This window comes from Stenotrophomonas sp. FW305-C-20-S1, from assembly GCF_058783335.1.
On record NZ_JBYTEK010000017.1, the window covers coordinates 24148 to 47598 of the forward strand.

Below are 23451 nucleotides of genomic sequence, written 5' to 3' on the forward strand. Positions count from 1 at the left end.
ATGAGCAGCCTGCGCGATGCGATGAGCCACGCAGCCCTGGGCTGGGTCAAGCCCGAGCTGGACGAGACCCTGCGCCTGGTGCGCAACGAGGTCGAGTACTTCGCCGAAGATCCGGCCGACAGCAGCCGCATGCGCATCTGCGCCGGCTACCTGCACCAGGTGCAGGGCACGCTGCGCATGGTCGAACTGTATGCACCGGCGATGGTGGCCGAGGAGCTGGAACAGCTCGCCATCGCCGTCGGCAAGGGCGAGGTCGCCGAGCGCGACGAGGCCTGTGCCACCCTGATGCGCGGCAGCGTGCTGCTGCCCGATTACCTGGAGCGCCTGCAGAACGGACACCGTGACATCCCGATCGTGCTGCAGCCGCTGCTCAACGAGATCCGCGCCGCCCGTGGCGAAGCGCTGATCAACGACAGCGTGCTGTTCGCGTTCGCGCCCGATTCGGTGACCGCCACCGAAGCGGAACTGGACCATGCACGCGGCAGCCTCAGCGGCCGCAACCGCGAGCTGCTGGACACCGTTGGCAACGCGGTCAAGGAAGAACTGCTGCAGGTCAAGGACGCGCTGGACCTGCACCTGCGTACCGACGGGTCGCTGCAGCAGCTGCAGGAGCAGGTGACCAAGCTGGGTTCGGTGGCCGATACGCTGGGCATGCTCGGCCTGGGCGCTGCGCGGGGCGTGGTCGTGCAGCAGCGCGACGCGCTGCGCGGGGTTGTCGAGGGCCGCCAGCAGATCGACGAAGACATGCTGCTGGATATCGCCGGTGCGCTGCTCTATGTCGATGCATCGCTGGATGACCAGGTCGCACACCTCGGTGCCAGTGGCAGTGGCCAGGATGATCCGAGCGCGGTGGAGAACCGGCGCACGGTGGAAGTGCTGGCGCACGAGGCGATCGCCAATTTCGCCGCCGCCCGCGAACATTTCGTCGCTTTCATCGAAACCAGCTGGAACCACGCCGAACTGCAGGACGTGCCGCGCCTGCTCGGCGATGTCTCCGGCGCATTGCGCATGCTCGACCTGGGCACCGCGGCAGACTATCTGCGTGGCGTGCAGCAGTACATCGAAGCCGAACTGATCGGTCGTCAGCGGGTGCCCAGTGGTCGCCAGCTGGACACCCTGGCCGACGCCATGGCCAGCTTGGAGTACTACCTGGAAGCCCTGCGTGACCGCCGTCCGGGTCGCGAGGACATCCTCGACATCACCCGCAGCAGCCTGGAAGCGCTGCGCTACTGGCCGCTGCCCGAGCGCGGCGTGGTCGCTGCCGAAGACGTGCAGCCGGTCATGCGCGAAGCTGTGGTCGTGCCAGCCGAGCCGCTGCAGATCGAACCGCTGGATATCGACGTGCAGGCCTCCGCGCCGGCACCGGGTGACGTGCCGGCGCCGCTGCCCGATTTCACCTTCGACCCGCTGCCGGAGGCTACGCCCGCCGACAACGGCCTGATGTTCGGATCGCTGGGTACGCCAGCGTTGTCGGCCGAACCGCACGGCACCCCGCCGCCCCTGTTGTTCGCTGCCTCCAGCGCCCCCGCGCCGGAAGTGCCGCAGTGGGAACTGGGCGGATTCGACGCGCCGGCAGGGAGTGCTGCCGGACGCAGCGACGAGCGTGCGCCGACGTTCGACAGCTTCGATCCGGTCAGTTTCGATCCTGTGTCCGCCGAACAGTCCGACGCTGCTGCCTGGACGTTGTCCGCGATTCCGGTGCCGGAAGAGGGCGGCGCGCAGGCAAGCGTCGTAGACGGCAATGATGACGCCTTGCTGGCGACGTCGTTGGACGAGGCGTCGTCTGCCGCGTCGCTGGACGTGGTCATTTCGCCGGCCTTCGATCCGGTTGCCGCCGAGCAGGACGGCCAGACGTCGCTGAGCGACGATGTGGTGTTCCGTTTCGACAGCAGCCTGCTGCACAACGCCGATGACGTGTTGTCGCTGGAGGCAATGGAAACGCTGTCGTTGGACGACGAGCAGGCCTCGCCTGCGACGCTGGAGTTCATTGACGCCGGTGCGGTGGCGCAGGCCGACGATGGCCTGGCCATCACCGAACGGCTCGACTCCAGCGTTGACGGCGACGCCGCGATCGATGCCGCAGTCTACGTCGCACCGGCCGCTGATCTGCCCACATCCGAAGACCTGCCGGCATCGGCGGCTGTGCCGACCGTGGCGCTGGTCGATGTGGATACCATCGCGCCGATCGACTTCAGCGAGGCCGATGCGCAGTTCTTCGCAGAGCTGAATGCCGCCGCCGCTGGCTTCAATCCGCAGGCCATGCCGGCCGCCGTCGTGCCGACTGAGACCGTGCCGCCGGCCGTGGCCGAGGGCGGGTTCGATGCGGGCTTCGACGACGATGCCGAGAACATCGACCAGGACATCCGCGAGGTGTTCCTGGAAGAATTCGACGACGAGCTGGGCAATCTCGGCACGCTGCTGCCGGCATGGCGCATGCAACCGGACAACATGGACCGGCTACGGCCGATCCGCCGCATTTTCCACACACTGAAGGGCAGTGGCCGCTTGGTCGGCGCACGTACCCTGGGTGAGTTCGCGTGGAAGATCGAGGGCATGCTCAACCGCGTGCTCGATGGCACCCGTGCCCCCACGCCGGCGGTACTGGCGATGGTCGATCACGCATACACGGCACTGCCGCAGTTGAACGCGGCACTGCGCGATGGCCAGCGGGTCAGCGTCGACCTGCAGGCGATGCAGGCCATCGCCGATCGCGTGGGTGCAGGTGAAGAAACGTTCTACGTTGCGCTGCCGGGCGCCACCGCGCCGACGGCCGAAGCGCTGACCGATGCTGCCGCGCCGCTGGACAGCGCCGTGCCGGATGTCGATGCCCCCGCACAGAGCGCTGTTGAAGCGCCGGGTACCCCGGCCAACATCGACAGCGTGCTGCGTGAGATCCTGGAGGCCGAGGTGGAACTCCACCAGGCCACGCTGCAGGGCTGGTTGCGCTCGGCGCAGCAGGCGCCACAGCCGGTCAGCGATGCGTTGCTGCGCGCGGTGCACACCATGAACGGTGCCTTCGCGATGACCGAGGTGCCGGAAATCACCGCTGTGACTGGCGGCGCCGAGTCGTACATCAAGCGCGCGCTGGCCGCCGAGGTGGTGCCGGGTGATGACGCCGTGGCGGCCCTGGACGAGACCGCGCAGGCGATCAACGCGACCATGGACGCGCTGCAGGCCGAGCAGCCGCGGATTGCGCCGCAGGCTGAACTGGCGCAGCGCCTGCAGGCGCTGGCCGGCGAGCTGCCGGAAGCACGCTGGCCGATGGCCGGGCTGGACGTCGAGGATGAAGACGAAGACCCGCTGCTTCCGCTGGTCGCAGAAGCGGATGCCGCCGACGCCGACATGGTCGCGCCGGTGCATGCGGTGGAGAGCGAGCCGGAGGTCGAACGCGACACCGGTGCCGAGGTGCTGGAGGCGCTGCAGGTCAGCGAGGACGCGTTGAGCGATGCGGGCCTGGAGTCCGCCGAATTGACCGGCAGCGATGATCTGTCGCGCTACTTCGATGCAGGGTGGCCGTCGATGCCGGACGGCCCGGCGCCGGAGTCGACGCTGGAAGTGGCTGCTTCCACGCTCGTTGCCGCGGAAGTTGAAGCTGGGCAGGCGGTGGCGACATCGGAAGACACCGCATTGGAAGACACCGCGCTGACTGCGGCGGATGATCTGTCGCCGTATCTGGATGCCAGTGCGCTGCCGGTTGACGACCGCGATCCGGATGTCCTGGATGTCGCAAACGACCTGAATACGCCGCTGCCATCCACACCTGAAACGGCGGTGGATGAAGACGCTGCTGCGCTGCCGCTCGACAGCGAGCTGTCCAGCCTGCAGGATGAAATGGCTGTGCCGGGCTTCGCAGACCCGGTCACGCTGGAAGCCGCGCTCGAGGCCGGCCTTCACGTGATCGACGAGGAGCAGGGCCAGGACGAAGACGGGCAATGGCCCGTGCTCGGCCTGCAGGCCAGCGAACTCGCGCCTGGCGAGGCGGAAGCCTTTGCCGAGGATGCGGACGTCGGCGGGGAGGCGGCGGTCGGTGAAGGAGAGAGCACCGACCAGCCGTCCCCGGCGACGGTGGAAGACGTCGGGGCCGCGGAGACGGCGCAGGACGCCATTTCGCCCTCGCGTTTCTTCGAGCTGGAAGATGCTCCGGGCCAGGCTGCCGCGGCGGACAGCGGCATGATCGTGGTGCCGGTCGCGGCGGAAGCTGCGGCGGTCGAGGTCGAACCTGTCGCCTTCGACAGCGTCGATGCGGCGGTGCCGGCGGATGCGCCCCTGCCCGAAGCCCAGACCGAAGAAGCCCAGACCGACTCCGAATCCGAAGACAGCGCCGACCTGCTCGACTTCAGCATCTATGATCGCGAGCTGGTCGACATCTTCGTCGAGGAAGGCAAGGACCTGCTGGATCATTGCGATGGGCTGATCAGCGAGCTGCGCGAAGCGCCGCAGGATCGCGAAGCCCTGGCCGGCCTGCAGCGCGATCTGCATACGCTCAAGGGCGGCGCGCGCATGGCGGGCATCAATGCCATCGGTGATCTCGGCCACAGCATCGAATCGCTGCTGGAGGCTGTCGCTGGCGGGCGCACCGAGATCGAACGTCGTGATGTGCAGTTGCTGGAACGCGGTTTCGACCGTCTGCACCAGCTGCTGACCCGTACCGGCGAACATCGCATCGTCGAGCCGGCACAGGATCTGCTCGACGCCTTTGAAGCACGCACCACCACCGACATCACCGCCGCTGCCAGCGCAGCTGCAGCCAGTGCTGTCGTCGTGGCGGAGCAGGCCCCGCAGGCGGCTCCGGCCGTGGCCGTGGTCGATGCCCCGTTGTCGGCACCGTTGCCGGTGGAAGGTTCCAGCGAGGAAGACCCGCTGGCCCGTCCGCAGCAGGAACAGGTGCGTGTGCGCGCCGACCTGCTCGACCGCCTGGTCAACCACGCCGGTGAAGTGGCGATCTATCGTTCGCGCCTGGAACAGCAGCTCGGCGCCTTCCGTGGCGCGATGGGCGAACTGGAACGCACCAATGCGCGTCTGCGCGACCAGCTGCGTCGCCTGGACCTGGAAACCGAAGCGCAGATCGTGGCCCGCTACCAGCGCGAGCAGGATCAGGCCGACCAGAAGTTCGATCCACTGGAACTGGACCGTTTCTCCACCCTGCAGCAGCTCAGCCGCGCGCTGAACGAGTCGGCCGCCGATCTGGGTGGCCTGCAGGGCGTGCTGGATGATCTGTCGCGCCAGTACGATTCGCTCCTGCAGCAGCAGTCGCGTGTCAGTTCGGAACTGCAGGATGGCCTGATGCGCGCGCGCATGGTGCCGTTCGACGGCCTGGTGCCGCGCCTGCGCCGTGTGGTCCGCCAGGCCGGCATGGATACCGGCAAGCAGGTTCACCTGACCCTGGAAGGCACCCACGGCGAACTCGACCGCAACGTGCTCGATCGCATGGTCGCGCCGCTGGAGCACATGCTGCGCAACTCGGTTGCCCATGGCCTGGAAGCGCCGGAACAGCGTCGTGCCGCCGGCAAGCCGGAAGAAGGCGAAATCGCCATCCGCCTGCACCGCGAGGGCTCGGAAATCGTACTGGACGTGGCCGATGATGGCGCTGGCCTGGATCGTGAAGCGATCCGCCGTCGCGCCATCGACCGCGGCCTGCTGCCTGCCGATGCACAGCCGAGCGAACAGGAACTGGACAACCTGATCTTCGCGTCGGGCTTCTCCACCGCCGACCAGGTCAGCCAGCTGGCCGGCCGTGGCGTCGGCATGGACGTGGTCGGCAACGAAGTGCGCCAGCTCGGCGGCTCGGTCGACATCCAGTCAGTGCGTGGCCAGGGCGTGCGTTTCACCCTGCGCCTGCCGCAGACGCTGGCGGTCACCCAGGCGGTGTTCGTGCAGATCGGCGAAACCACCTTCGCGGTGCCGGTCGCCTCGGTCAGTGGTATTGGCCGGCTGTCGCACGAGCGCTTCGAAGCAGCCGACAGCAGCTACCGGTACGGTGGCGAAGACTATCCGCTGTACGACCTCGGCAGTCTGGTCGGCCAGGCCCCGGCACGCGCTGACGGCCAGGCCCAGGTGCCGCTGCTGCTGGTCCGCGCCGGCGACCTGCGCGCCGCCGTTGCGATCGATCAGGTGCTGGGCAACCGCGAAGTCGTGGTCAAGCCGGTGGGCCTGCAGATCGCCTCGGTGCCGGGCATCTACGGCGCCACCATCACCGGCGATGGCCGGGTGGTGGTGATCCTGGACGTGGCCCCGCTGGTGCGTCGTTTCCTGGCCAACCCGACCGCGCCGGTGCTGGTCAACGCACCCCGCCAGGAACGGCAGGTGCCGTTGGTGATGGTGGTGGACGATTCGCTGACCATGCGCAAGGTCACCGGCCGCATCCTCGAGCGTCACAACTTCGAGGTGAGCGTCGCCCGCGATGGCGTCGAAGCCCTGGAACAGCTGGAAGAGCGCGTGCCGGACCTGATGCTGCTGGACATCGAAATGCCGCGGATGGACGGCTACGAGCTGGCCACCGCGATGCGTGCCGACCCGCGCTACAAGGACGTGCCGATCGTGATGATCACCTCGCGCAGCGGCGACAAGCACCGCCAGCGCGCCTTCGAAATCGGTGTGCAGCGCTACCTGGGCAAGCCGTACCAGGAGCTGGACCTGATGCGTAACGTGTACGACTTGCTGGGGATTGCCCGTGTCCGTGAGTGACCTCGATCCGGTTCCGGCCGTAGCCCTGCTGGCCCGCCCGGGTGCGGCGCGTGAGCGCCTGCGCGAGGCGTTGGCCCATGCCGACGTGCAGATCGTGCTGGAAGACGATCCCATGACGCTGGAACCGCAGGCGCTGCATGATGCGCGCCCGCAGTTCGTGGTGATCGCGCTGGAAGCGGCCATTGAAGACGCGCTGGAGCGCCTGGAACCGGCGCTGTCGGCGCCGGGGTTGACCCTGGTGTTCGACGAGGCTGAATTGGCCGCGCGTCGCGATGGTTGGGAAGCGCAGCGCTGGGGCCGTCACCTTGCCGCCAAGCTGCACGGCCACCAGCAGGTGCTGCCGCCCGGCGCCGAGGACGAACCGGCACTGCAGCTGGAGCCGGGCCTGCCCTCGACGCCGCCGGTGCCGAAGGAAACCGCGCTGCAGCCGCACCTGGAACAGGCCCGTTCGTGGGCCGACGACGTGCCGGCTGATGGTCTCTATTCGCCGCCGGCACACCTGCACGAGCCCGTCGCGCTTGAGCAGGCGCTGGCTGCGCTGCAGCCGGTGCTGCCGGAAACGGCAGCGCCTGTGCAAGCCGCACCGGAACCGCCGCCGGTACCGGCAGCTGCGCCGTCGGTATTCACCGACCACACGGCCTGGTCGCTGGTTGACGAGGCCAGCGACGCGCCGGCAGTTGCATCGGCTGCCACCTCGACCGAATCGGCGGAACCTGCATTCGATACCGGACATCTTTCACTGGTCGACCTGGACGCTGCCGCGCCTGCAGGCAGTCGCTCCGGCGCACTGCTGGTACTGGCCGGTATCGGCGGTCCCGATGCGTTGCGTCGCCTGCTCGCTGCACTGCCCAGCGGGCTGGCCGTGCCGGTGCTGGTGCACATGCGCCTGGACGGCGGCCGCTACGGCAACCTGGTCAAGCAGATGGCGCGCGTATCGCCGCTGCCGGTGCAGCTGGCCGAAGCCGGCCAGCGCGCCACCGCTGGCGAAGTGCACGTGCTGGCCGATGACATCGGCGTGCACGCTGCTGCCGATGGCCTGTATTTCCAGAGCGAAGCGCAGGGCATCTCGATTGCCGCGTTGTCGGCCGAGCACAGCGCGCTGGTGCTGCTCAGCGGTGCCGATCTGGCCCATGTGGGCCCGGCGTTGGACCTCGCCGCCGCCGGTGCCTGGGTGGCCGGGCAGGTGGGCGAAGGCTGCTACGACCCGGCTGCGGCGACGGCGGTGGTCGCCGCCGGCATGGTGGCCGGTGAACCGCAGGAACTGGCGCAGGTGATCGCCGCGCGCTGGGGCCTGGATGACGACGGAGATGCCGCATGAGCTACGCCAGCAATGATGAGATCCGTGGCGTCCTGATCTCGGCCGGTGCCGAACGGGTTCTGCTGCCCAATGCAACCGTGGCCGAGATGATGTCGCGGGTGCCGGTGCAGGCGGTAGCCGACGCGCCGCGCTGGCTGGTGGGTGAGATCGGCTGGCACGGCTGGCAGGTGCCCCTGGTGTCGTTCGCACGGCTCTCCGGTTTGGGCGAAGAGACGGTGGCCGGCCACAACAAGGTGGTGGTGCTCAAGACCCTCAACGGCAACCCGCAGCGCCCCTACTACGCGCTGTTGACGCAGAGCTTCCCGCAGCTGATTTCGGTACCGCGCGATGGCCTGCTGGCCGACGCGTCCGAGGAAAACCTGCCTGACATCGTGCACATGCGCGTGCTGCTGGGCGAACAGAGCGCGCTGTTGCCGAATCTCGACGCGCTGGAAGCTGCGCTGGATTCGCTGACGGCCTGACCGGAATTCGCCGGGCCATGCCCAGCGAGCGCAGCAGCCACCGGAACGGTAGCGCCGGGCCATGCCCGGCGAGCGCAGCGGCCACCGGACCGGAGCCTTACCCCAGATCACCCAGCCGTGCCTGCAACGCTGCGATCGCGGCCAGGCCTGCGGTTTCCGTGCGCAGGATGCGAGGGCCCAACTGCAGGCCCTGGAAGCCTGCGGCGGCGAGCTGCTCACGGTCACGCGGCGACCAGCCACCTTCCGGGCCGATGGCGATCACCACGCCGCCGGCCGGCGCTGCCTGCAGTGTCGACAGCCGGTGCGCTCCCAGCGGGTCCAGGGTCAACCGCAACGTATCGGCGGGCAGTGCCGCGCTGGCCTGTGCCAGCGACTGCGGCGGTCCTACCTGCGGAATGCGCGCACGACCGGACTGCCCGCAGGCCGACTGCACGACGTTGTTCCAGTGCGCCACGCGTTTTTCCGCGCGAGCTGCATCCAGCTTCACTTCGGTGCGCTCGGCATTCACCGGCACGATGGCACTCACCCCCAGTTCGGTGGCCTTCTGCAGGATCAGGTCCATCTTTTCGCCGCGTGCAATGCCCTGCAGCAGGGTGATGGTCAGCGGCGACTCGTTGGCGATCACCTGCACCGCGTCGATGCGTACCTGTACCTCGCGTTTGCCGGCCATGGTCAGCGTCGCGGTGTAGTCATGGCCATCGCCGTTGAACAGCACGCAGGTATCACCCTCGCGCAGGCGCATCACCCGCACCAGGTGGTTGGCCGTCTCTTCCGGCAGGGTCACGGTCTGGCCGCTGTGCAGCGCCAGGTCGATGGGGCAGCGGGTCACGCGCATGCAATCGCCTCGTCGATGGCCGCCAGCGTGGTATGCGCCAGCAGCTCCAGTTGTTCATCGTCCACGCAGTACGGTGGCATCCAGTACAGCACGTTGCCCAGCGGGCGCAGCACCACGCCGCGCTTCAGCGCCGCCTTATAGGCGTGCAGCCCCAGCCGCAGCGCCGGATCGAAGGGCGTGCGCTTGTCACCGTTGCGGGTCAGTTCGAAGGCCACCACCATTCCGGCCTGGCGTACATCGGCCACGTGTGGATGGTCGGCGAACGGCGCGGCCAGGGTGCCCATCACCGAGGCGATGCCGCGATTGCGCGCGATCACATCGTCCTCGCCGAAGATGTCCAGCGTGGCCAGCGCCGCCGCACAGGCCAGCGGGTTGCCGGTATAGCTGTGCGAATGCAGGAAGGCACGTTCGCGCGAATCATCAAGGAAGGCGTCGTACAGCGTCTGCGTGGCCAGCACCGCAGCCAAGGGCAGGAAACCACCGGTCAGGCCCTTGGACAGGCACAGCAGGTCCGGCATCACCCCGGCCTGCTCGCAGGCGAACATCGTGCCGGTGCGGCCGAAGCCGGTGGCGATTTCGTCGGCGATCAGGAACGCTCCATGGGCATCACACAGTTCACGCGCGCGCTGCAGATAGGCCGGATCGTGCATGCGCATGCCACCGGCACACTGCAGCCGTGGCTCCAGGATCACCGCGCAGATCTCGCCCGGATGCTGGTCGAACAGCGTGGCCAGGCCATCGGCGGCCTGGCGTGCGCGGTCGGCCGCACTCTGCCCGGGTTCGGCCAGGTAGGCGTCGGGCGAGGGCGCAAACAGGCCCTCGGCCAGCAGCGGCGCGTAGACCCGGCGGTACAGCGGAATGTCGGCCAGTGCGAGGGCGCCCAGCGTCTCGCCGTGGTAGCCATTTTCCAGCGAGACGAAGCGCGTGCGCCGGGTCTCACCGCGGTTCTGGAAATACTGGAAGGCCATCTTCAGCGCCACTTCGACGCCGGCCGAACCGTTGTCGGCGTAGAACACCTTGGCCAGTGGCGCGCGGCCGGGCTGGCGCGGCGCGAGGGCCAACAGGCGCTCAGCCAGGGTGATCGCGGGCTCGTGGCCGAACCCGGCCAGCATCACCTGTTCCAGCTGCCCGGCCTGGGCAGCGATGGCAGCGCCGATGCGCGGCTCGGCATGGCCGAACAGGTTGGTCCACCAGCTGCTGACCGCATCCAGGTAGCGGTTGCCGTCGTGATCGATCAGCCAGGCGCCTTCGCCGCGGGCGATCGGCACCAGCGGCAACGTGTCCGGATGCTCGCGCATCTGCGTGCACGGGTGCCACAGGACCTTGAGGTCGCGTTGCCGCCAGTGCTGGACCAGCGGAGAGGGGGTTGGGTCTGCTAGCATTTCGGGCTCATGAACATGTTGCTGCCTGCACATTCTATCGGCCTCGGCGCACGCGCCGTCTGCCCCGGAGATTCCGCGTGAACGATGACCGCGCAAGGCGTCCTCTGCCGATCATCCATCGGATCACCGACGAGGAGAACGGGCCCTTCCAGCGCCAGCACCTGGACCTGGAGTTCTCCAACGGCGAACGCCGCCGCTTCGAACGCCTGGTCAGCCGTGGCCATGGCGCGGTGGTGGTGGTGCCGATGCTGGATGAAGAAACGGTGCTGCTGGTACGTGAATACGCGGCCGGCATGCACCGCTACGAGCTTGGCCTGGTGAAGGGCCGGATCGATGCCGGCGAAACGCCGGAGCAGGCCGCCGACCGTGAGCTGAAGGAAGAGGCCGGCTATGGCGCTCGGCGGGTCGACGTGCTGCGCGCGATGACCCTGGCGCCGACCTACATGAGCCATCAGTCCTGGCTGGTGGTCGCGCGCGACCTGTATCCGGAGAAGCTGGCCGGCGACGAGCCGGAGGAACTGGAAGTGGTGCCGTGGAAGCTGGCCGATCTGGACCAGTTGATGCTGCGCGAGGACTTTTCCGAAGGGCGTTCGCTGGCGGCGCTGTTCATCGCCCGCCAGTGGCTGCAGGGAGCACGATGATCAAGCTGACCACGGAACTGCGCGAAACCGCGATCGCCATCGCCCAGGAAGCCGGGCAGGCGATCATGCAGGTCTACAGCAACGGTTTCGATGTGACACTCAAGGACGACGACAGCCCGGTCACCGCTGCCGACCTTGCCGCCGACCGGGTGATCCAGCAGGGGCTGCGCCAGCTGACACCGGACCTGCCGATCCTGTCGGAGGAGTCGCCGCTGGTGCCCTGGGAGCAGCGGCAGCACTGGGGCGCGTACTGGCTGGTCGACCCGCTTGATGGCACCCGCGATTTCGTCAAGCGCAATGGCGAGTTCAGCGTCAACATCGCGCTGATCTACCAGGGCGCGCCGGCCTTCGGCGTGGTCCAGTCGCCGGTCACCGGCATTGTCTGGCACGCGATGCGAGGCGAGCTGGCGTATCGCCGGCAGGGTGTGCATGACACCGTGCTGCGTACCCGTGCACCCGCGACTGCGCCCCTTCGCGTTGCCGCCAGCCGCTCGCATCGTTCAGCGGAGACGAATGCCCTGCTGGCCCGCATGGGCGACATCGAGACCGTGGTGCAGGGCTCTTCGCTGAAATTCTGCCGGATCGCCGAAGGCGGACTGGATGTCTATCCGCGGCTGGGCCCGACCTCCGAATGGGATACCGCTGCTGGCCAGTGCGTGCTGCACGCGGCCGGTGGCGCGGTGCTCTCGGTCGGGACCGGCAAGCCGTTCCGCTACAACCGTCGGCCGACGCTGTTGAACGGCGATTTCATGGCGCTGGGCGATACCAGCCTGCCGTGGCGGGACTGGTTGTCCGATTGATCCAGGAGAAACGCATGAGCACGCACGAAACCCCTGCCACCGGCAACGCCAGCGCGGAGCTGGAGCGCCTGCTGGCCATCATGGCGCGCCTGCGCGACCCGCAGGGTGGCTGTCCCTGGGACCTGGAACAGAACTTCGCCTCCATCGCCCCCTATACGATCGAAGAAGCCTACGAAGTGGCCGACGCGATCGATCGGGGCGACCTCGACGACCTCTGCGATGAACTGGGTGACCTGCTGCTGCAGGTCGTGTTCCATGCGCGCATGGCTGAAGAACAGGGTGCGTTTGCCTTCGCCGAGGTCGCACGCGCGATCAGCGACAAGATGCAGCGGCGGCACCCGCATGTGTTTGCCGATGTCAGCGTCGACGATGCCGACGGCGTGATGCGCAACTGGGACGCGATCAAGCGTGCCGAGCGCGCGGCAAAGGGCGATCAGGACACCTCGGCGCTGGCCGGGATCTCCCGTGGCCTGCCGGAATGGCAGCGGGCGGTGAAGCTGCAGTCGCGCGCGGCCAAGGTGGGGTTCGACTGGCCCGGTCCGCTGCCGGTACTGGACAAGGCGGCCGAGGAACTGCAGGAACTGCGCGAAGAGTTCGAACGCGGTGACATCGTGCGCAACAAGGCGCGCCTGCAGGAGGAACTGGGTGACCTGCTGTTCGTGTGCGCCAACCTGGCGCGCCATGCGGACATCGATCTGGGTGCCGCGCTGCGTGGGGCCAACCACAAGTTCGAACGTCGCTTCCGTTCGATGGAGGCGCAGGCCGAGGCACAAGGCGATTCGCTGGCCGCACTCGATCTGGATGCGCAGGAAGCGCTCTGGCAGCACGCCAAGGCCACCGAAAAAGCGTGAAAACGCTCGGTCTGTTCCTGCTGACCGCGCTGGCCGAGATCATCGGCTGCTACCTGCCGTGGCTGTGGCTGCGCAAGGGTGGCAGTATCTGGCTGCTGTTGCCGGCGGCGGCCAGCCTGGCGTTGTTCGCCTGGCTGCTGACCCTGCACCCGACCGCCAGCGGACGCGTGTACGCAGCGTACGGTGGCGTGTACATCGGCACGGCGCTGTTCTGGCTGTGGCTGGTCGACGGCATCCGTCCCAGCCGTTGGGACATGCTGGGGGCTGCGCTTTGCCTGGCCGGCATGGCGGTGATCATGTTCGGGCCGCGGCAACCGGGGTAAGCCGGCTCGGCGCTCTTTCAACGCGCGTTGCAGCCCAGCGCCGCCAGGTTGATTGCGTCGGCCATGCGCCGGTAGCCCTCGTCGTTCGGGTGCAGATGATCGCGGGTGATGTCCGCCGGCAATGATTCCGTCTGTTTCGGATCACGCAGGGCCGCATCGAAATCCACCACGCCATCGAAGCCGGTGTCCTGGCCACGCGCCCACTGGTTGATCGCGGTGCGGGTGGCGGCCGATACCGGTTCGTAGCGCTCCGAATCGCCGAAGGGCGTCAGTGTGCCGAGATGAGCGCGGATACCATGTGCATGCAGCCGGGTGGCCACCTGGCGGTAGCCCAGCAGCATGTCTGCCGCGCTGCGTCCCGGCAGCGGCTGTGCGCCGCCACCGTGGCGGATGTCATTGATGCCTTCGAACAGGATCACCTGGTCGGCGTCGGCCACTGCGATCACGTCGCGATCCAGCCGTGACAGTGCGCTGTGGCTGCGGCCATGGTCCAGCAGCTTGTTGCCGCTGATGCCCTGGTTGAGCACGACGAAGCGGTCCGGGCACGCCTGCTGCAGGCGCTGGCCCAAGCGCTCGGGCCATTGGTTGAACGAGCCACGTGACGCCGTTGCGCCCTCGGTGATGGAATCACCCAGGGCCACGATCACCTGCGGCCGGTCCGCGCGCTGCACCAGTACCGCAGAGAACACGTTCTGCTGGTAGCCCACGCGCACGCTGTCGGCCACCGCGTCCTGCTTTCCGTCGGCCACCCGCACCACCGTACGGCGCACCGCAGGGCGGGTGGGCTGCGGGAAGTACGCGGTCACGCTGATCTCCTGCAGGGCGGCAACCCGCAAGGGCAGTGCATCACTGAGCAGCGCTGCGCCCACCGGTACGTCGATGGACGTGCGTCCATCGACGGTGACCGGCAGCGCTGCCGCCTTGCCATCCTTCAGGCGCACCCGTACATCTTCCACATGCAGCGGCGTGGTGCCCAGTTCGTTGCTGATGCGCAGCCGCAGCGCATCGCCCCTGCTACCCAGGCGCATGTCCTGGCGCACGGTCTGCGCTGCGAACTGCACGGGCGCGTCAGCGCTGCCATCCTTGCGGTCAGGCGCGGGCGAAGCGGTCCAGGCGGTGACCCAGACCGGTGCGGCCAGCGCCACGGGGGCGGCCACGGCGGTGCCGATGGCCAGGGAAAGCAGGGTGATCCAGCGCTGCATGGGCTTCGATCCGGTCAGGAGAAGTAGGTGCCGCCGTTGACGTCCAGGTTGGCACCGGTGATGAACGCTGCCGCTGCCGACGCCAGGTAGACCGCCGCATCGGCGGCTTCCTCCGGCAGGCCCTGGCGACGCAGCGGCGTCGCGCCGGCCACCGCCGTACGCACTTCCGGTTTGGTGAATTCGTCATGGAAGCGGGTGGCGATCATGCCGCAGCACAGTGCGTTGACGCGGATACCCTTCGGCCCCAGCTCCTTGGCCATGGCCCGGGTGAAGGTCATCACAGCCGCCTTGGCAGTGGCATAGATCGCCGCGCCAGGGCCTCCGCCATCACGACCGGCCTGCGAGGCGAAGTTCACGATCGCCGCGCCTTCGCCCATGTGCGGTACCACGGCGTGGGTGGTCAGGTAGGTGGAGGTCAGGTTGAGGTCGATGACCTTGTGGAAGAACGCTGGGTCGATGTCGGCCAGCGGACGACGCTCGACCATGCCGCCGGCCACGTTCACCAACACGTCGATGCGCTGGCCGAATGCAGCCTGCGTTGCTGCGACCAGGCCGGCCACGGCGGCGGGATCGGTGACGTCGGCGCGGTGGGCGATGGCCTGGCCGCCGGCCGCCTTGATCAGCGCCAGCGTCTCCTGCGCGCTGGCTTCGTCGTTGGCGTAGTTGAGGCAGACGCGTGCACCGGCCGCAGCCAGCTTGATCGAGACGGCACGGCCGATATCACGGCCACCACCGGTGACGATGGCCACCTTGTCCTGGAACGACATGCGGGAAACTCCTTGGTTTGCGGGGGAATGCGAGGGAATGGGGGCTCAACCGTCGGTGCGGTCGAGCTTGTGGATCGGTCCGGTCCACCACCACAGCGCGGCCAGCGACAGCGGCACCAGTGCGGCGACGAGGATGAAAATCGGTGCATAGGAATGGCGGGTCAGCACCGGCACCAGCCAGGTGGTGATCAACGTTCCGGCCACGGCGGCCAGGCCGCCGAGACCGGCCAGCGTGCCCACCGAGCGGCCGTCGAACAGATCGCCGGGCAGGGTCTGGATGTTGCCGATGGCGATCTGGAAACCGAACAGCACTGCTGCAATCGCCAGCACCGCAAACAGCGGCTGGTTGGCCAGTACCGCGCCCAGCAGGGCCGGTGCCATGATCACGCAGCCCAGCGAAATCGACAGCTTGCGCGCACGGTCCACGCTCTGGCCGGCATTGATCAGGCGCCCCGACAGCCAGCCGCCGCTCAGGCTGCCGAGCATGGCGCCGACGAAGGGCACCCAGGCGAACAGGCCGATCTGCTTGATGTCGAAGCCGAAGGTCTCGGCCAGATAGATCGGCAGCCACGACACGAACAGCCACCAGATCGGATCCAGCAGGAAACGGCAGGCGAGCATGCCCCAGCTCTGCCGGTGGGCCAGCAGCGAACGCACGCTGACCTTCGGTGCATCCACGCGTTGCTGGCCAGCCTGGTCTTCCATGATCAGGCGCCGCTCGGCGTCACTCACCCACGGATGCTTGTCCGGGCCGGCGCGATAGACGAACAGCCATGGCAGCAGCCACAGGAAGCCAAGTGCACCGACCAGCACGAAGGTGCCGCGCCAGCCAAGCCACAGGTACATGCCGGCGATGGCCGGTGCCGAAACGATGGCACCGATGGACGCGCCCGCGTTGAAGATGCCCTGTGCGAGGGCACGCTCACGCGCGGGGAACCACTCGGCATTGGCTTTCACCGCGCCGGGCCAGGCACCGGCTTCGCTGATGCCCAGCATCGCCCGCACCACGCTGAAGGAGAGCATGGAGTGGGTGACCGAATGCAGCGCGATCGAGATCGACCACACACTGATCGACAACGCGAACCCCAGCCGCGTCCCGATCATGTCGAACAGGCGCCCGAACAGGAACTGGCCGGCGGCATAGAACAGCATGAACACGGTCACCAGCAGTGCGTAATCGTCCTTGGTCGCGCCGACTTCCCTGGCGATCTCCGGCCACATCACCGCCAGTGCATTGCGGTCGATGTAGTTGATCACCGTGGCCACCGCGATCAGGCCGACGATCAGCCAGCGCACGGCCGAGCGCACCGGCACCTTGCGCAGCGTGGCCACGGCCGAGGGGCCGTTCATCGTGCCTCACCCTTGCTGCGGTCCATGCGCGCATGGCTGCCGCTCCAGCGGTAGGCATGGCCATCCACCGTCACGCTGTGTTCGCCCTTCGCGTCGCTGTCGTCGGCCACGCCGAGTGCGATGCGGGCGCCGCTGGCCAGGCGCAGCTCGAGCACCTCGGCATCATTGCCGCGGGTGCGGCTGATCTGCTTGATGCGGCTGTCGGCACCGTGCACGTACTCGGCGGTGCCGTTGTACTCGCCATGCGGCTCCAGAACGCTGAAGAAGGTCACATCCTTCTGTCCTTCCACGCGCTGCAGCAGCGCCGGTTCGCGGCGCAGGTTGAACTCGGGATCATTGGCACCGCTCTCCACCAGCAACGCCTGCGCCGGCGCGCTGCTGCCGAAGCGGTAGGTGTAGAAGCGTCCGTCGAGCAGCCACGCCAGCGTGCGCGGCTCACTGCCGGCCTTGCTGCGTGCGTCCAGCCACAGGTGCTGGTAGCCGTTGTCGCTGCCGAGCACCGGGCGCTGGGCAGGGAAATGCTCGGCCTCGAAACCGGTGGTGACGATGTGGCCGTTGAAGTGCAGCGGCAGGTCGTAGCGTGCAGCCTTGTCGCCGTGCACCTGCAGCAGGTCCAGCACCACCGGCAGGCCCAGTTCGGGGTGGCGCAGCAGTGCCTGGGTGCGGGTGAACACCACGCCCGGATAGGCATCGCGCATCGTCGCCGAGGCGATCTGGGTATCTGCGTCGGCCTGGAAGAAGCGCACCTGCGGGGCGAGTTCCTCACCGCGCTTCCAGTCGCCCTTGAAGTGGCTCTGCTCGTTCACCACCAGCGTGTTGTGGGCCACGGTCTGCTTGGCCCAGCTGCGGTTCTCGGCCAGATAGATGCCACCGCGCTTGGCTTCCACGTTGAGGAAGCGCGCCGCGCCGTAGTCGGTCACCACGGCGTTGCCATTGTCGTAGAACAGCCAGTTGAGCTTGTCGAAGTGGCCGTGGCCCATGCCCTGCATGGTGTCCTTCTGCACCAGCACCTGGCCGCGTTCGCCGCCCATGCGCAGGATCGCCAGGCCGCCGCGTTCACCGTCCGGGCCGTCGCGCAGCAGCATCGGCCGGTAGTCGAACGGTTTGGCTTTGTTGGCTGCCAACGCCTGCGCCACCTGCAGCCCTTCCGGCGACAGCAGCAGGCGTTTCTGCTGCTGGGCGACCGACAGCAGACGGTCATCGCCGGCCTGCGCATAGGCGATGCCGATGCCAGCCACCAGCTCTTCGGTATCGATGCCCTTGTCCAGGATCGCATCGTTGATCGGGAAGAACAGGCCGTCGTAGCTGGTCTGCACCAGCACGTCCACCGCCTTCAGCAGCACGCCGTCGCGGCGCGCGAAGATCTTCCGCTGCGGCTCGTTGCGTTCGATCGCGTTGGCAAACAGCAGGAACGGCGCCAGCGCATAGCGCTGGTAGTAGGGGCCTTCCTCGTAATACCCATCGGGCGAGAACAGCAGGTCGATCTGCCGCAGGAAACCGAACTGGTCATCCTTGCGGCTGCCGCGCAGCGATTTCTCCACCAGTTCGCGATCACGCAGCACGTAGCCGGTCATGCCGGTGGCGGCCACCGCCCAGGTCGCGTGGTTGTGGATCTGGTCGTAGTTCTTCGGCTCGCTGGCCAGGAACTCGGCCATCGGCCGGAACACCTGCGATTCGATGGTCTGCCGATCCTGCGGCGACAGCGCATCGCGGATCGCGTCGTAGCCCTGGATGGCGTTGACCAGCCAGACCGAATCGTTGAGCACCTGCCAGAACACCCGGCCGGGAATCTGCCCGCGTCCTTCCGGATGCGGGCCGAGGGTCGGGTAGAGCTTGGCGTACTGCAGCAGCATGTCGCGCGAATAGGCGACATAGGCCTTGTCGCCGGTCAGCCGGTACAGGGTGCCGGCGGCCAGCAGGGCCTGGTAGTTGCGCTTGTGCTGCTCATGGGTGCGACCGCCGCCCTTGTCCTTCGGCACCGGCACGTCGATGCCGGCCTTCATCATCTTCTGCAGCGATTTCTGCGTACGCGCCTGTTCCTTGGCGAACCACGGATAGCGGCTGCCTTCGCTGGCCATCTGCTGCCACTGCGCGGCGGTCACCAGTACCGGCGCGGTATCGCCTTGTCGCGCGGCTGCGGCAGGTGCCGCATGCAGCGGTGCCGTCGGCAACAGGGTGAAGGGAGCGGCCAGGGCGAGGGCGAGCGCCAGACGGTGGGAACAAAGGGACAGCGGCTGCAACCTCATCGATCAACTCCGGTGCTGGTGCGTGACAGGGCAACCTCGCCCACCTTGGGATACCAGTCCACCCCCGTCTGTTCGCGCGGGGTCATTGCCAGCGCCGGATCGGCGCCGAGGGTGGGCAGGGGCGTTGCCGGCACCCACAGGCTGCTGGCGGCCTGCTGCAGGGTAATGCTGGCGCTGCTCACCCCGCCCGGGAACACGCTGCTGGCCTGCGGCGACTGCACGTTGTTGCTGAAGGCGATACCGGCCAGCGAACTGGCCGCATTCGGTGGATTCTTGCTGGTGCGGTTGACGATCAGGTTGCCGCTGAAGTGGCTGTTGCTGGCGGCAACCACGATCCCCTTGGTTTCGTCATGGCCCACACCGAAGCTGATCTTCGCCACGTCGACGAAGGTGTTGCGGCTGATGGTCGCGTTGACCACCGGCGCGTAGCCGGACAACGGCGGATTGGCCTGTGCATCCATCACCGCCAGTGCCGAGCGGTTGCTGGAGCCGGCCAGCCGTTCGAAGTAGTTGTTGCTGACGGTCTGGTCGGCATTGATGATGCGCACGCCGCCGGTGCCGGCCTTGTCGTCGCCGAGGAAGAGGTTGTCGACCACCCGGTTGCCGTTGCCATGGCGCAGAGTCAGCGCGCCGGCCGAACGATAGAACACGTTGCTGCGGAAGGTATTGCCGCCGGACTTGCTGGAGACGATCTCGGTCTCGCCATCGCAGCCCTCGAACCAGTTGTGCTCCACCGTGCTGTTGGAATCGCTCAGCGAGGTGTCGCTGGTGCCGACACGGATCGTCTCTCCGCCATTGACGCCCAGCGCTGGCCGCGGGCCGAACCAGTTGTGGTCGATGCGGTGCTGGTTGTCCAGGCCCTGGGTGGCATCGCGCACCACCACCACCGTCGGGCCAGCGTTGGTCTTGCCGCGCAGCTGGCTGTGGTCGAGGCGGTTGTTGCTGCCGTACAGCGACACCCAGTAGTCCTGGTCGCTGCCATCGGGGTTGCTGTAGTCATCGATGACCAGGCCGGTGACGCGGCTGTGGCTGGCCACTGCCTTGCTCGACTCGCGGAACGCCACCACGGCGTCACCCGGGGTGTAGCCGTTGCGGAATACCAGGTTGGAGACCTGCAGGTAGCTGCCGGCCAGGCGCAGGTCCGACCCCCCGCTGAGGATCACCTTGCCCGGCGTCTGCGCGCGCAGCACGATCGGTGCGGCGGCGGTGCCCTGGCCCTTCAGCAGCAGGCGCGCATCGGTCCAGGTGCCATCGGCCAGCACGATTTCATCGCCGGGTTGCAGTGCGGCAGCGGCGGTGGCGAACTCGGCGGCATCATGGACCAGCCAGCTCGCAGCGTTCGCCGGCAAGCTGGTCAGGCAGTATGCCAGTCCAATTGCCAGGCAATATCCAAGGGCGGGTTTCGAAAGGCGGTGCGAAGTCGGTTGAATGCGCATGAAGTCCTTCCAGAGACGGCGGTGCCGCGGTTTCGGAGTGGGTGTGCATACCACTTGGTAGGTGTGTTGTAAGCCACGTTGCGCGCAAAGTCATGCTGCATCAGCACATGAAATGCCGGGCAACCGGTCTGAATCAAAGGTATTACGAAAAATCCAGTCCAGTTGGTTGACATTTCTGTGTCGGCGTGTCGAAGCTGCGTCCCACGCCTACCGTCCGGGCGATCCTTTGGGAGGAGGAAAACCATGCGGCAACCAGCCGGAGTTGTACGTCGTACACCGTTGTCACCCACACCGCTGATCGTGGCACTGCTCGCTGCGTTGGCGGCTTCACCGGCCGTGCAGGCGCAGTCTGCCGGTAGCGGTTCCGGGCAGGACGCCACCACCCTGGACCAGGTCCAGGTCACCGGCATCCGCGAATCGATGCAGAGCTCGATCAACAAGAAGCGCGACGACACGGTGATCGCCGATGTGTTGTCGGCCGATGACATCGGCGACCTGCCCGCGCCATCTCTGGCCGATGCGATCGAAACGCTGACCGGTGCCGCCTCGACCCGCGACAAGACCGGCGCATCGGAAATCTCGATCCGTGGTCTCGGCGCCTTCCTCAGCAGCACCAACTTCAACGGCCGCGAGATCACCAACGGCAGCGGCGACCGCTCGGTGAACTTCAACATGTTCCCGGCCGAGCTGATCAATACGGTGGCGATCTACAAGACCCAGCGTGCCGACATCATCGAAGGCGGTGTCGCCGGCACCATCGGGCTGGAAACGGTCAAGCCGCTGGAGTACGGCAAGCGCTCGGCGCAGATCGATCTGCGCGGCAGCTGGGCCGAGTATGACAAGAAGTACCGCGACGACGATGGCATCGGTTATCGCGGTACCGCCAGCTACATCGACCAGTTCGAATTCGGCAACGGCCAGAAGCTCGGCATCTCGCTGGGCATCCAGCGGCTGGAGGGCACCGATCCGGAGGAGAGCATCACCAGCGGCTCCACCTGGTATGCCTGCGATGGCAGGCAGAACGTGGCCAATGCCAACTGCAATGAAGTCAGCGCCCAGGCCATCGCCAACGGCGCGCCGTACTACCTGGTGCCAAGCAGCCGCATCTATCGCCTGAAGCAGGAACGCAATGATCGCCAGAGCGAATTCGCGGCGATCCAATGGCGGCCCAACGACGTGGTCGAGGTCAACCTCGATTTCGAACATACCGAGCGCAACTGGGACGAGGACCGCAGCGACCTGAGCCTGTCCAATGCACGACGCGGCATCACCCAGCGCGAGGTGGACGAGGACGGCATCGTCCGCCACCTGCATGGCAGCACTTCCATCGATTCGACCTCCAACCGCTACTGGCGCGGCGAGGAATACACCGGTGGTGGCCTCAATCTGATCCTGCGCCCCAGCCCGGCCTGGGAGCTGTCCACCGATCTTTCCTATTCGCATACCAACCGCCTGGACAGCGAGCGCATGACCCGGCTGCGCGCCAACCAGCGCGACGTCAACAATGCCATCGTGCCGGGCATCAGCAGCGGCGCCACCGGCTATGTCGACTACGACTGGGACTGGCATGGCGAGGTGCCGAGCGTCGCGCTGGCGCCGAACTTCGACCCGAACAACTGGGATGCCTACACCGGCGCGGCGCGGGTGACCTCCAGCGCGACCGAGAACGACCACAAGATCAAGGCCGGCCGCTTCGATGCCAGCTTCATGCCCGAGTCCGGTTTCTTCACCCGCATCAAGGGCGGCGTGCGCGCCAGCCAGGCCGACTACCGCCTGCGCGACAACACCCTGGTGACCGACTACGACCAGCGCGTAGCGGCCGACAAGGCGAAGATCATTGCCGCCAACCGTGCCTGCCGTGCACCGTTCCCGCAGGACGATTTCATGGATGCGGCCAGCGGCAATACGATCTCCTCGTGGGCGTACTTCGATCCGAGCTGCCTCTACGCGTCCTTCCGCGGCACCAGCGACAGTGGCCTGGACCCGGACTTCCAGGACCCGAACAACGTCGATGTGATCGAGAAAACCCGCGCGCTGTACCTGATGGGTGAATTCAGCAGCACGCTGTTCGGCCTGCCGGTCACCGGCAATGTCGGCCTGCGCTGGGTCAAGACCGACGTGCGTTCGGAAGGCGTGCGCACCGACCTGGCGGTCATCGACAACGGCGACGGCACGATCCGCTTGCAACCCACTGGTGATTTCACCACCCAGGTGTTCAAGGCGGGCAACGACAAGCTGCTGCCAAGCCTGAATGCCGCGTTCGAGCTGAAGCCGGACCTGTTGCTGCGGGTGGGCGCGTACCGGGCGATGTCACGCCCGGATATCGCCGCACTCGGTGCCGGGCGAACCATCAATGTCAGCAGCGATGCCACCTATACCGGCCTGGCCGACGCGCTGGACGACATCAGTGCCAGCGGCAATCCGGCTGCGCAGCCGCTTATGTCCTGGAACGGCGATGTCTCGCTTGAGTGGTATGCGAACCCGGATACGCTGCTGGCCGGTGCGGTGTACTGGAAGCAGTTCAACGGCGGCACCGCCACCGCGCTGGTGCCGGAGACCTACACCCTCAACGGACAGACGGTGACCGTACCGGTGCGCCAGCAGGTGACCACCGATGAAGACAGCACCCTGACCGGTATCGAGCTCAGTGCCACCCACCGGTTCTCGTACCTGCCCAAGCCGTTCGATGGCCTTGGCTTCAAGGTCAGCTACAACTATGCCGACGCCGACTACCAGACCCAGGATTCGCGGTTGGGCGAGCAGTTGGCCGCCGATGGATCGATCATTCCGGCCATCGTTCCGCCGGCCGGCCTGAGCGGCTTCTCGCGGCATGTGCTGTCCGGTTCCCTCTACTGGGATGTGGGCCGCTTCAACATCCAGGCCATCGGCAAGTTCCGTTCGCACTATTACCAGGACTTCACCGGCAACACGGCGCAGCAGAACCGCTACTACGATGACAACACCAGCGTCGACCTGCGTCTGCGTTACCGGGTGAACAAGCAGCTGTCGCTGTCGCTGGAACTGATGAACCTGACCGACGAGCCACGCGTGGCGTACCAGCCGCTTTACGGGAATTTCCGCGAGGTGGTGAGCTACGGGCGGCGCGCGTATTTCGGTGTACGATACAAGTTCTGAACAGGGCGGCGCGGCCAATG

15 protein-coding genes are annotated in these 23451 nt (G+C 67.2%); 8 read left to right on the forward strand and 7 right to left on the reverse strand.

All coding sequences use genetic code 11. The features are described from left to right. Genes AC3WTC_RS11065 through AC3WTC_RS11075 form a run of 3 tightly spaced genes read left to right on the forward strand, consistent with a single transcriptional unit; the run spans position 1 to position 8463 of the window. Positions 1 to 6684, forward strand: a complete 6684-nt coding sequence (locus tag AC3WTC_RS11065) for an Hpt domain-containing protein (protein ID WP_492711424.1) — start codon at positions 1 to 3, stop codon at positions 6682 to 6684. Then, entirely contained in the window at positions 6671 to 8002 is a 1332-nt protein-coding gene (locus tag AC3WTC_RS11070) for a chemotaxis protein CheB (protein WP_492711425.1), read from the forward strand. The genes AC3WTC_RS11065 and AC3WTC_RS11070 overlap by 14 nt, the downstream gene beginning before the upstream one ends. Continuing rightward, a complete protein-coding gene (locus AC3WTC_RS11075) occupies positions 7999 to 8463 on the forward strand; it encodes a chemotaxis protein CheW (protein ID WP_025877758.1) in 465 nt (154 codons plus the stop codon). Before AC3WTC_RS11070 ends, AC3WTC_RS11075 begins: the two co-directional genes overlap by 4 nt. A 97-nt stretch (positions 8464 to 8560) precedes the next feature. Here the strand turns inward: AC3WTC_RS11075 and AC3WTC_RS11080 are convergent, their stop codons facing one another. Then, the gene (locus tag AC3WTC_RS11080) at positions 8561 to 9298 is read right to left on the reverse strand and encodes a 16S rRNA (uracil(1498)-N(3))-methyltransferase (RefSeq protein WP_032974971.1); all 738 of its coding nucleotides are present in this window, start codon (positions 9296 to 9298) and stop codon (positions 8561 to 8563) included. Further along, positions 9289 to 10680, reverse strand: a complete 1392-nt coding sequence (bioA, locus tag AC3WTC_RS11085; protein WP_492711426.1) for an adenosylmethionine--8-amino-7-oxononanoate transaminase — start codon at positions 10678 to 10680, stop codon at positions 9289 to 9291. Before bioA ends, AC3WTC_RS11080 begins: the two co-directional genes overlap by 10 nt. 77 nt (positions 10681 to 10757) lie before the next feature. On the opposite strand from bioA, the gene nudE reads away from it, so the two are divergent. The 4 genes from nudE to AC3WTC_RS11105 are packed head-to-tail and all read left to right on the forward strand — an operon-like array spanning position 10758 to position 13295. After that, the gene (nudE, locus tag AC3WTC_RS11090; protein ID WP_025877762.1) at positions 10758 to 11321 is read left to right on the forward strand and encodes an ADP compounds hydrolase NudE; all 564 of its coding nucleotides are present in this window, start codon (positions 10758 to 10760) and stop codon (positions 11319 to 11321) included. Next, entirely contained in the window at positions 11318 to 12121 is an 804-nt protein-coding gene (gene cysQ / locus AC3WTC_RS11095; RefSeq protein ID WP_492711427.1) for a 3'(2'),5'-bisphosphate nucleotidase CysQ, read from the forward strand. The genes nudE and cysQ overlap by 4 nt, the downstream gene beginning before the upstream one ends. Positions 12122 to 12135: 14 nt before the next feature. Further along, on the forward strand, positions 12136 to 12972 hold the full coding sequence (gene mazG, locus AC3WTC_RS11100) for a nucleoside triphosphate pyrophosphohydrolase (protein ID WP_492711428.1): 837 nt from the start codon (positions 12136 to 12138) through the stop codon (positions 12970 to 12972). Further along, the gene (locus AC3WTC_RS11105; protein WP_032974968.1) at positions 12969 to 13295 is read left to right on the forward strand and encodes a YnfA family protein; all 327 of its coding nucleotides are present in this window, start codon (positions 12969 to 12971) and stop codon (positions 13293 to 13295) included. The genes mazG and AC3WTC_RS11105 overlap by 4 nt, the downstream gene beginning before the upstream one ends. 17 nt (positions 13296 to 13312) lie before the next feature. On the opposite strand, the gene AC3WTC_RS11110 is transcribed toward AC3WTC_RS11105, so the two are convergent. Genes AC3WTC_RS11110 through AC3WTC_RS11130 form a run of 5 tightly spaced genes read right to left on the reverse strand, consistent with a single transcriptional unit; the run spans position 13313 to position 20209 of the window. Next, entirely contained in the window at positions 13313 to 14497 is a 1185-nt protein-coding gene (locus tag AC3WTC_RS11110; protein ID WP_483021545.1) for a GDSL-type esterase/lipase family protein, read from the reverse strand. Between the two features lie 14 nt (positions 14498 to 14511). Continuing rightward, positions 14512 to 15264: an SDR family NAD(P)-dependent oxidoreductase gene (locus AC3WTC_RS11115; RefSeq protein ID WP_032974965.1), complete on the reverse strand. Its 753-nt coding sequence runs from the start codon at positions 15262 to 15264 to the stop codon at positions 14512 to 14514. A 45-nt stretch (positions 15265 to 15309) separates the two neighbouring features. Continuing rightward, positions 15310 to 16614 carry an MFS transporter gene (locus AC3WTC_RS11120; RefSeq protein WP_492711429.1) on the reverse strand — a complete coding sequence of 435 codons (1305 nt, stop codon included), beginning with the start codon at positions 16612 to 16614 and terminating at the stop codon, positions 15310 to 15312. Then, a complete protein-coding gene (locus AC3WTC_RS11125) occupies positions 16611 to 18860 on the reverse strand; it encodes an oligoalginate lyase (protein ID WP_492711430.1) in 2250 nt (749 codons plus the stop codon). The genes AC3WTC_RS11120 and AC3WTC_RS11125 overlap by 4 nt, the downstream gene beginning before the upstream one ends. Continuing rightward, complete coding sequence (locus tag AC3WTC_RS11130; protein ID WP_492711431.1) at positions 18857 to 20209, reverse strand: polysaccharide lyase 6 family protein; 1353 nt, start codon at positions 20207 to 20209, stop codon at positions 18857 to 18859. Before AC3WTC_RS11130 ends, AC3WTC_RS11125 begins: the two co-directional genes overlap by 4 nt. Positions 20210 to 20539: 330 nt before the next feature. Between AC3WTC_RS11130 and AC3WTC_RS11135 the strand changes: the two genes are divergently transcribed. After that, a complete protein-coding gene (locus AC3WTC_RS11135) occupies positions 20540 to 23431 on the forward strand; it encodes a TonB-dependent receptor (RefSeq protein ID WP_492711432.1) in 2892 nt (963 codons plus the stop codon). The last annotated feature ends 20 nt before the right edge of the window (positions 23432 to 23451 follow it).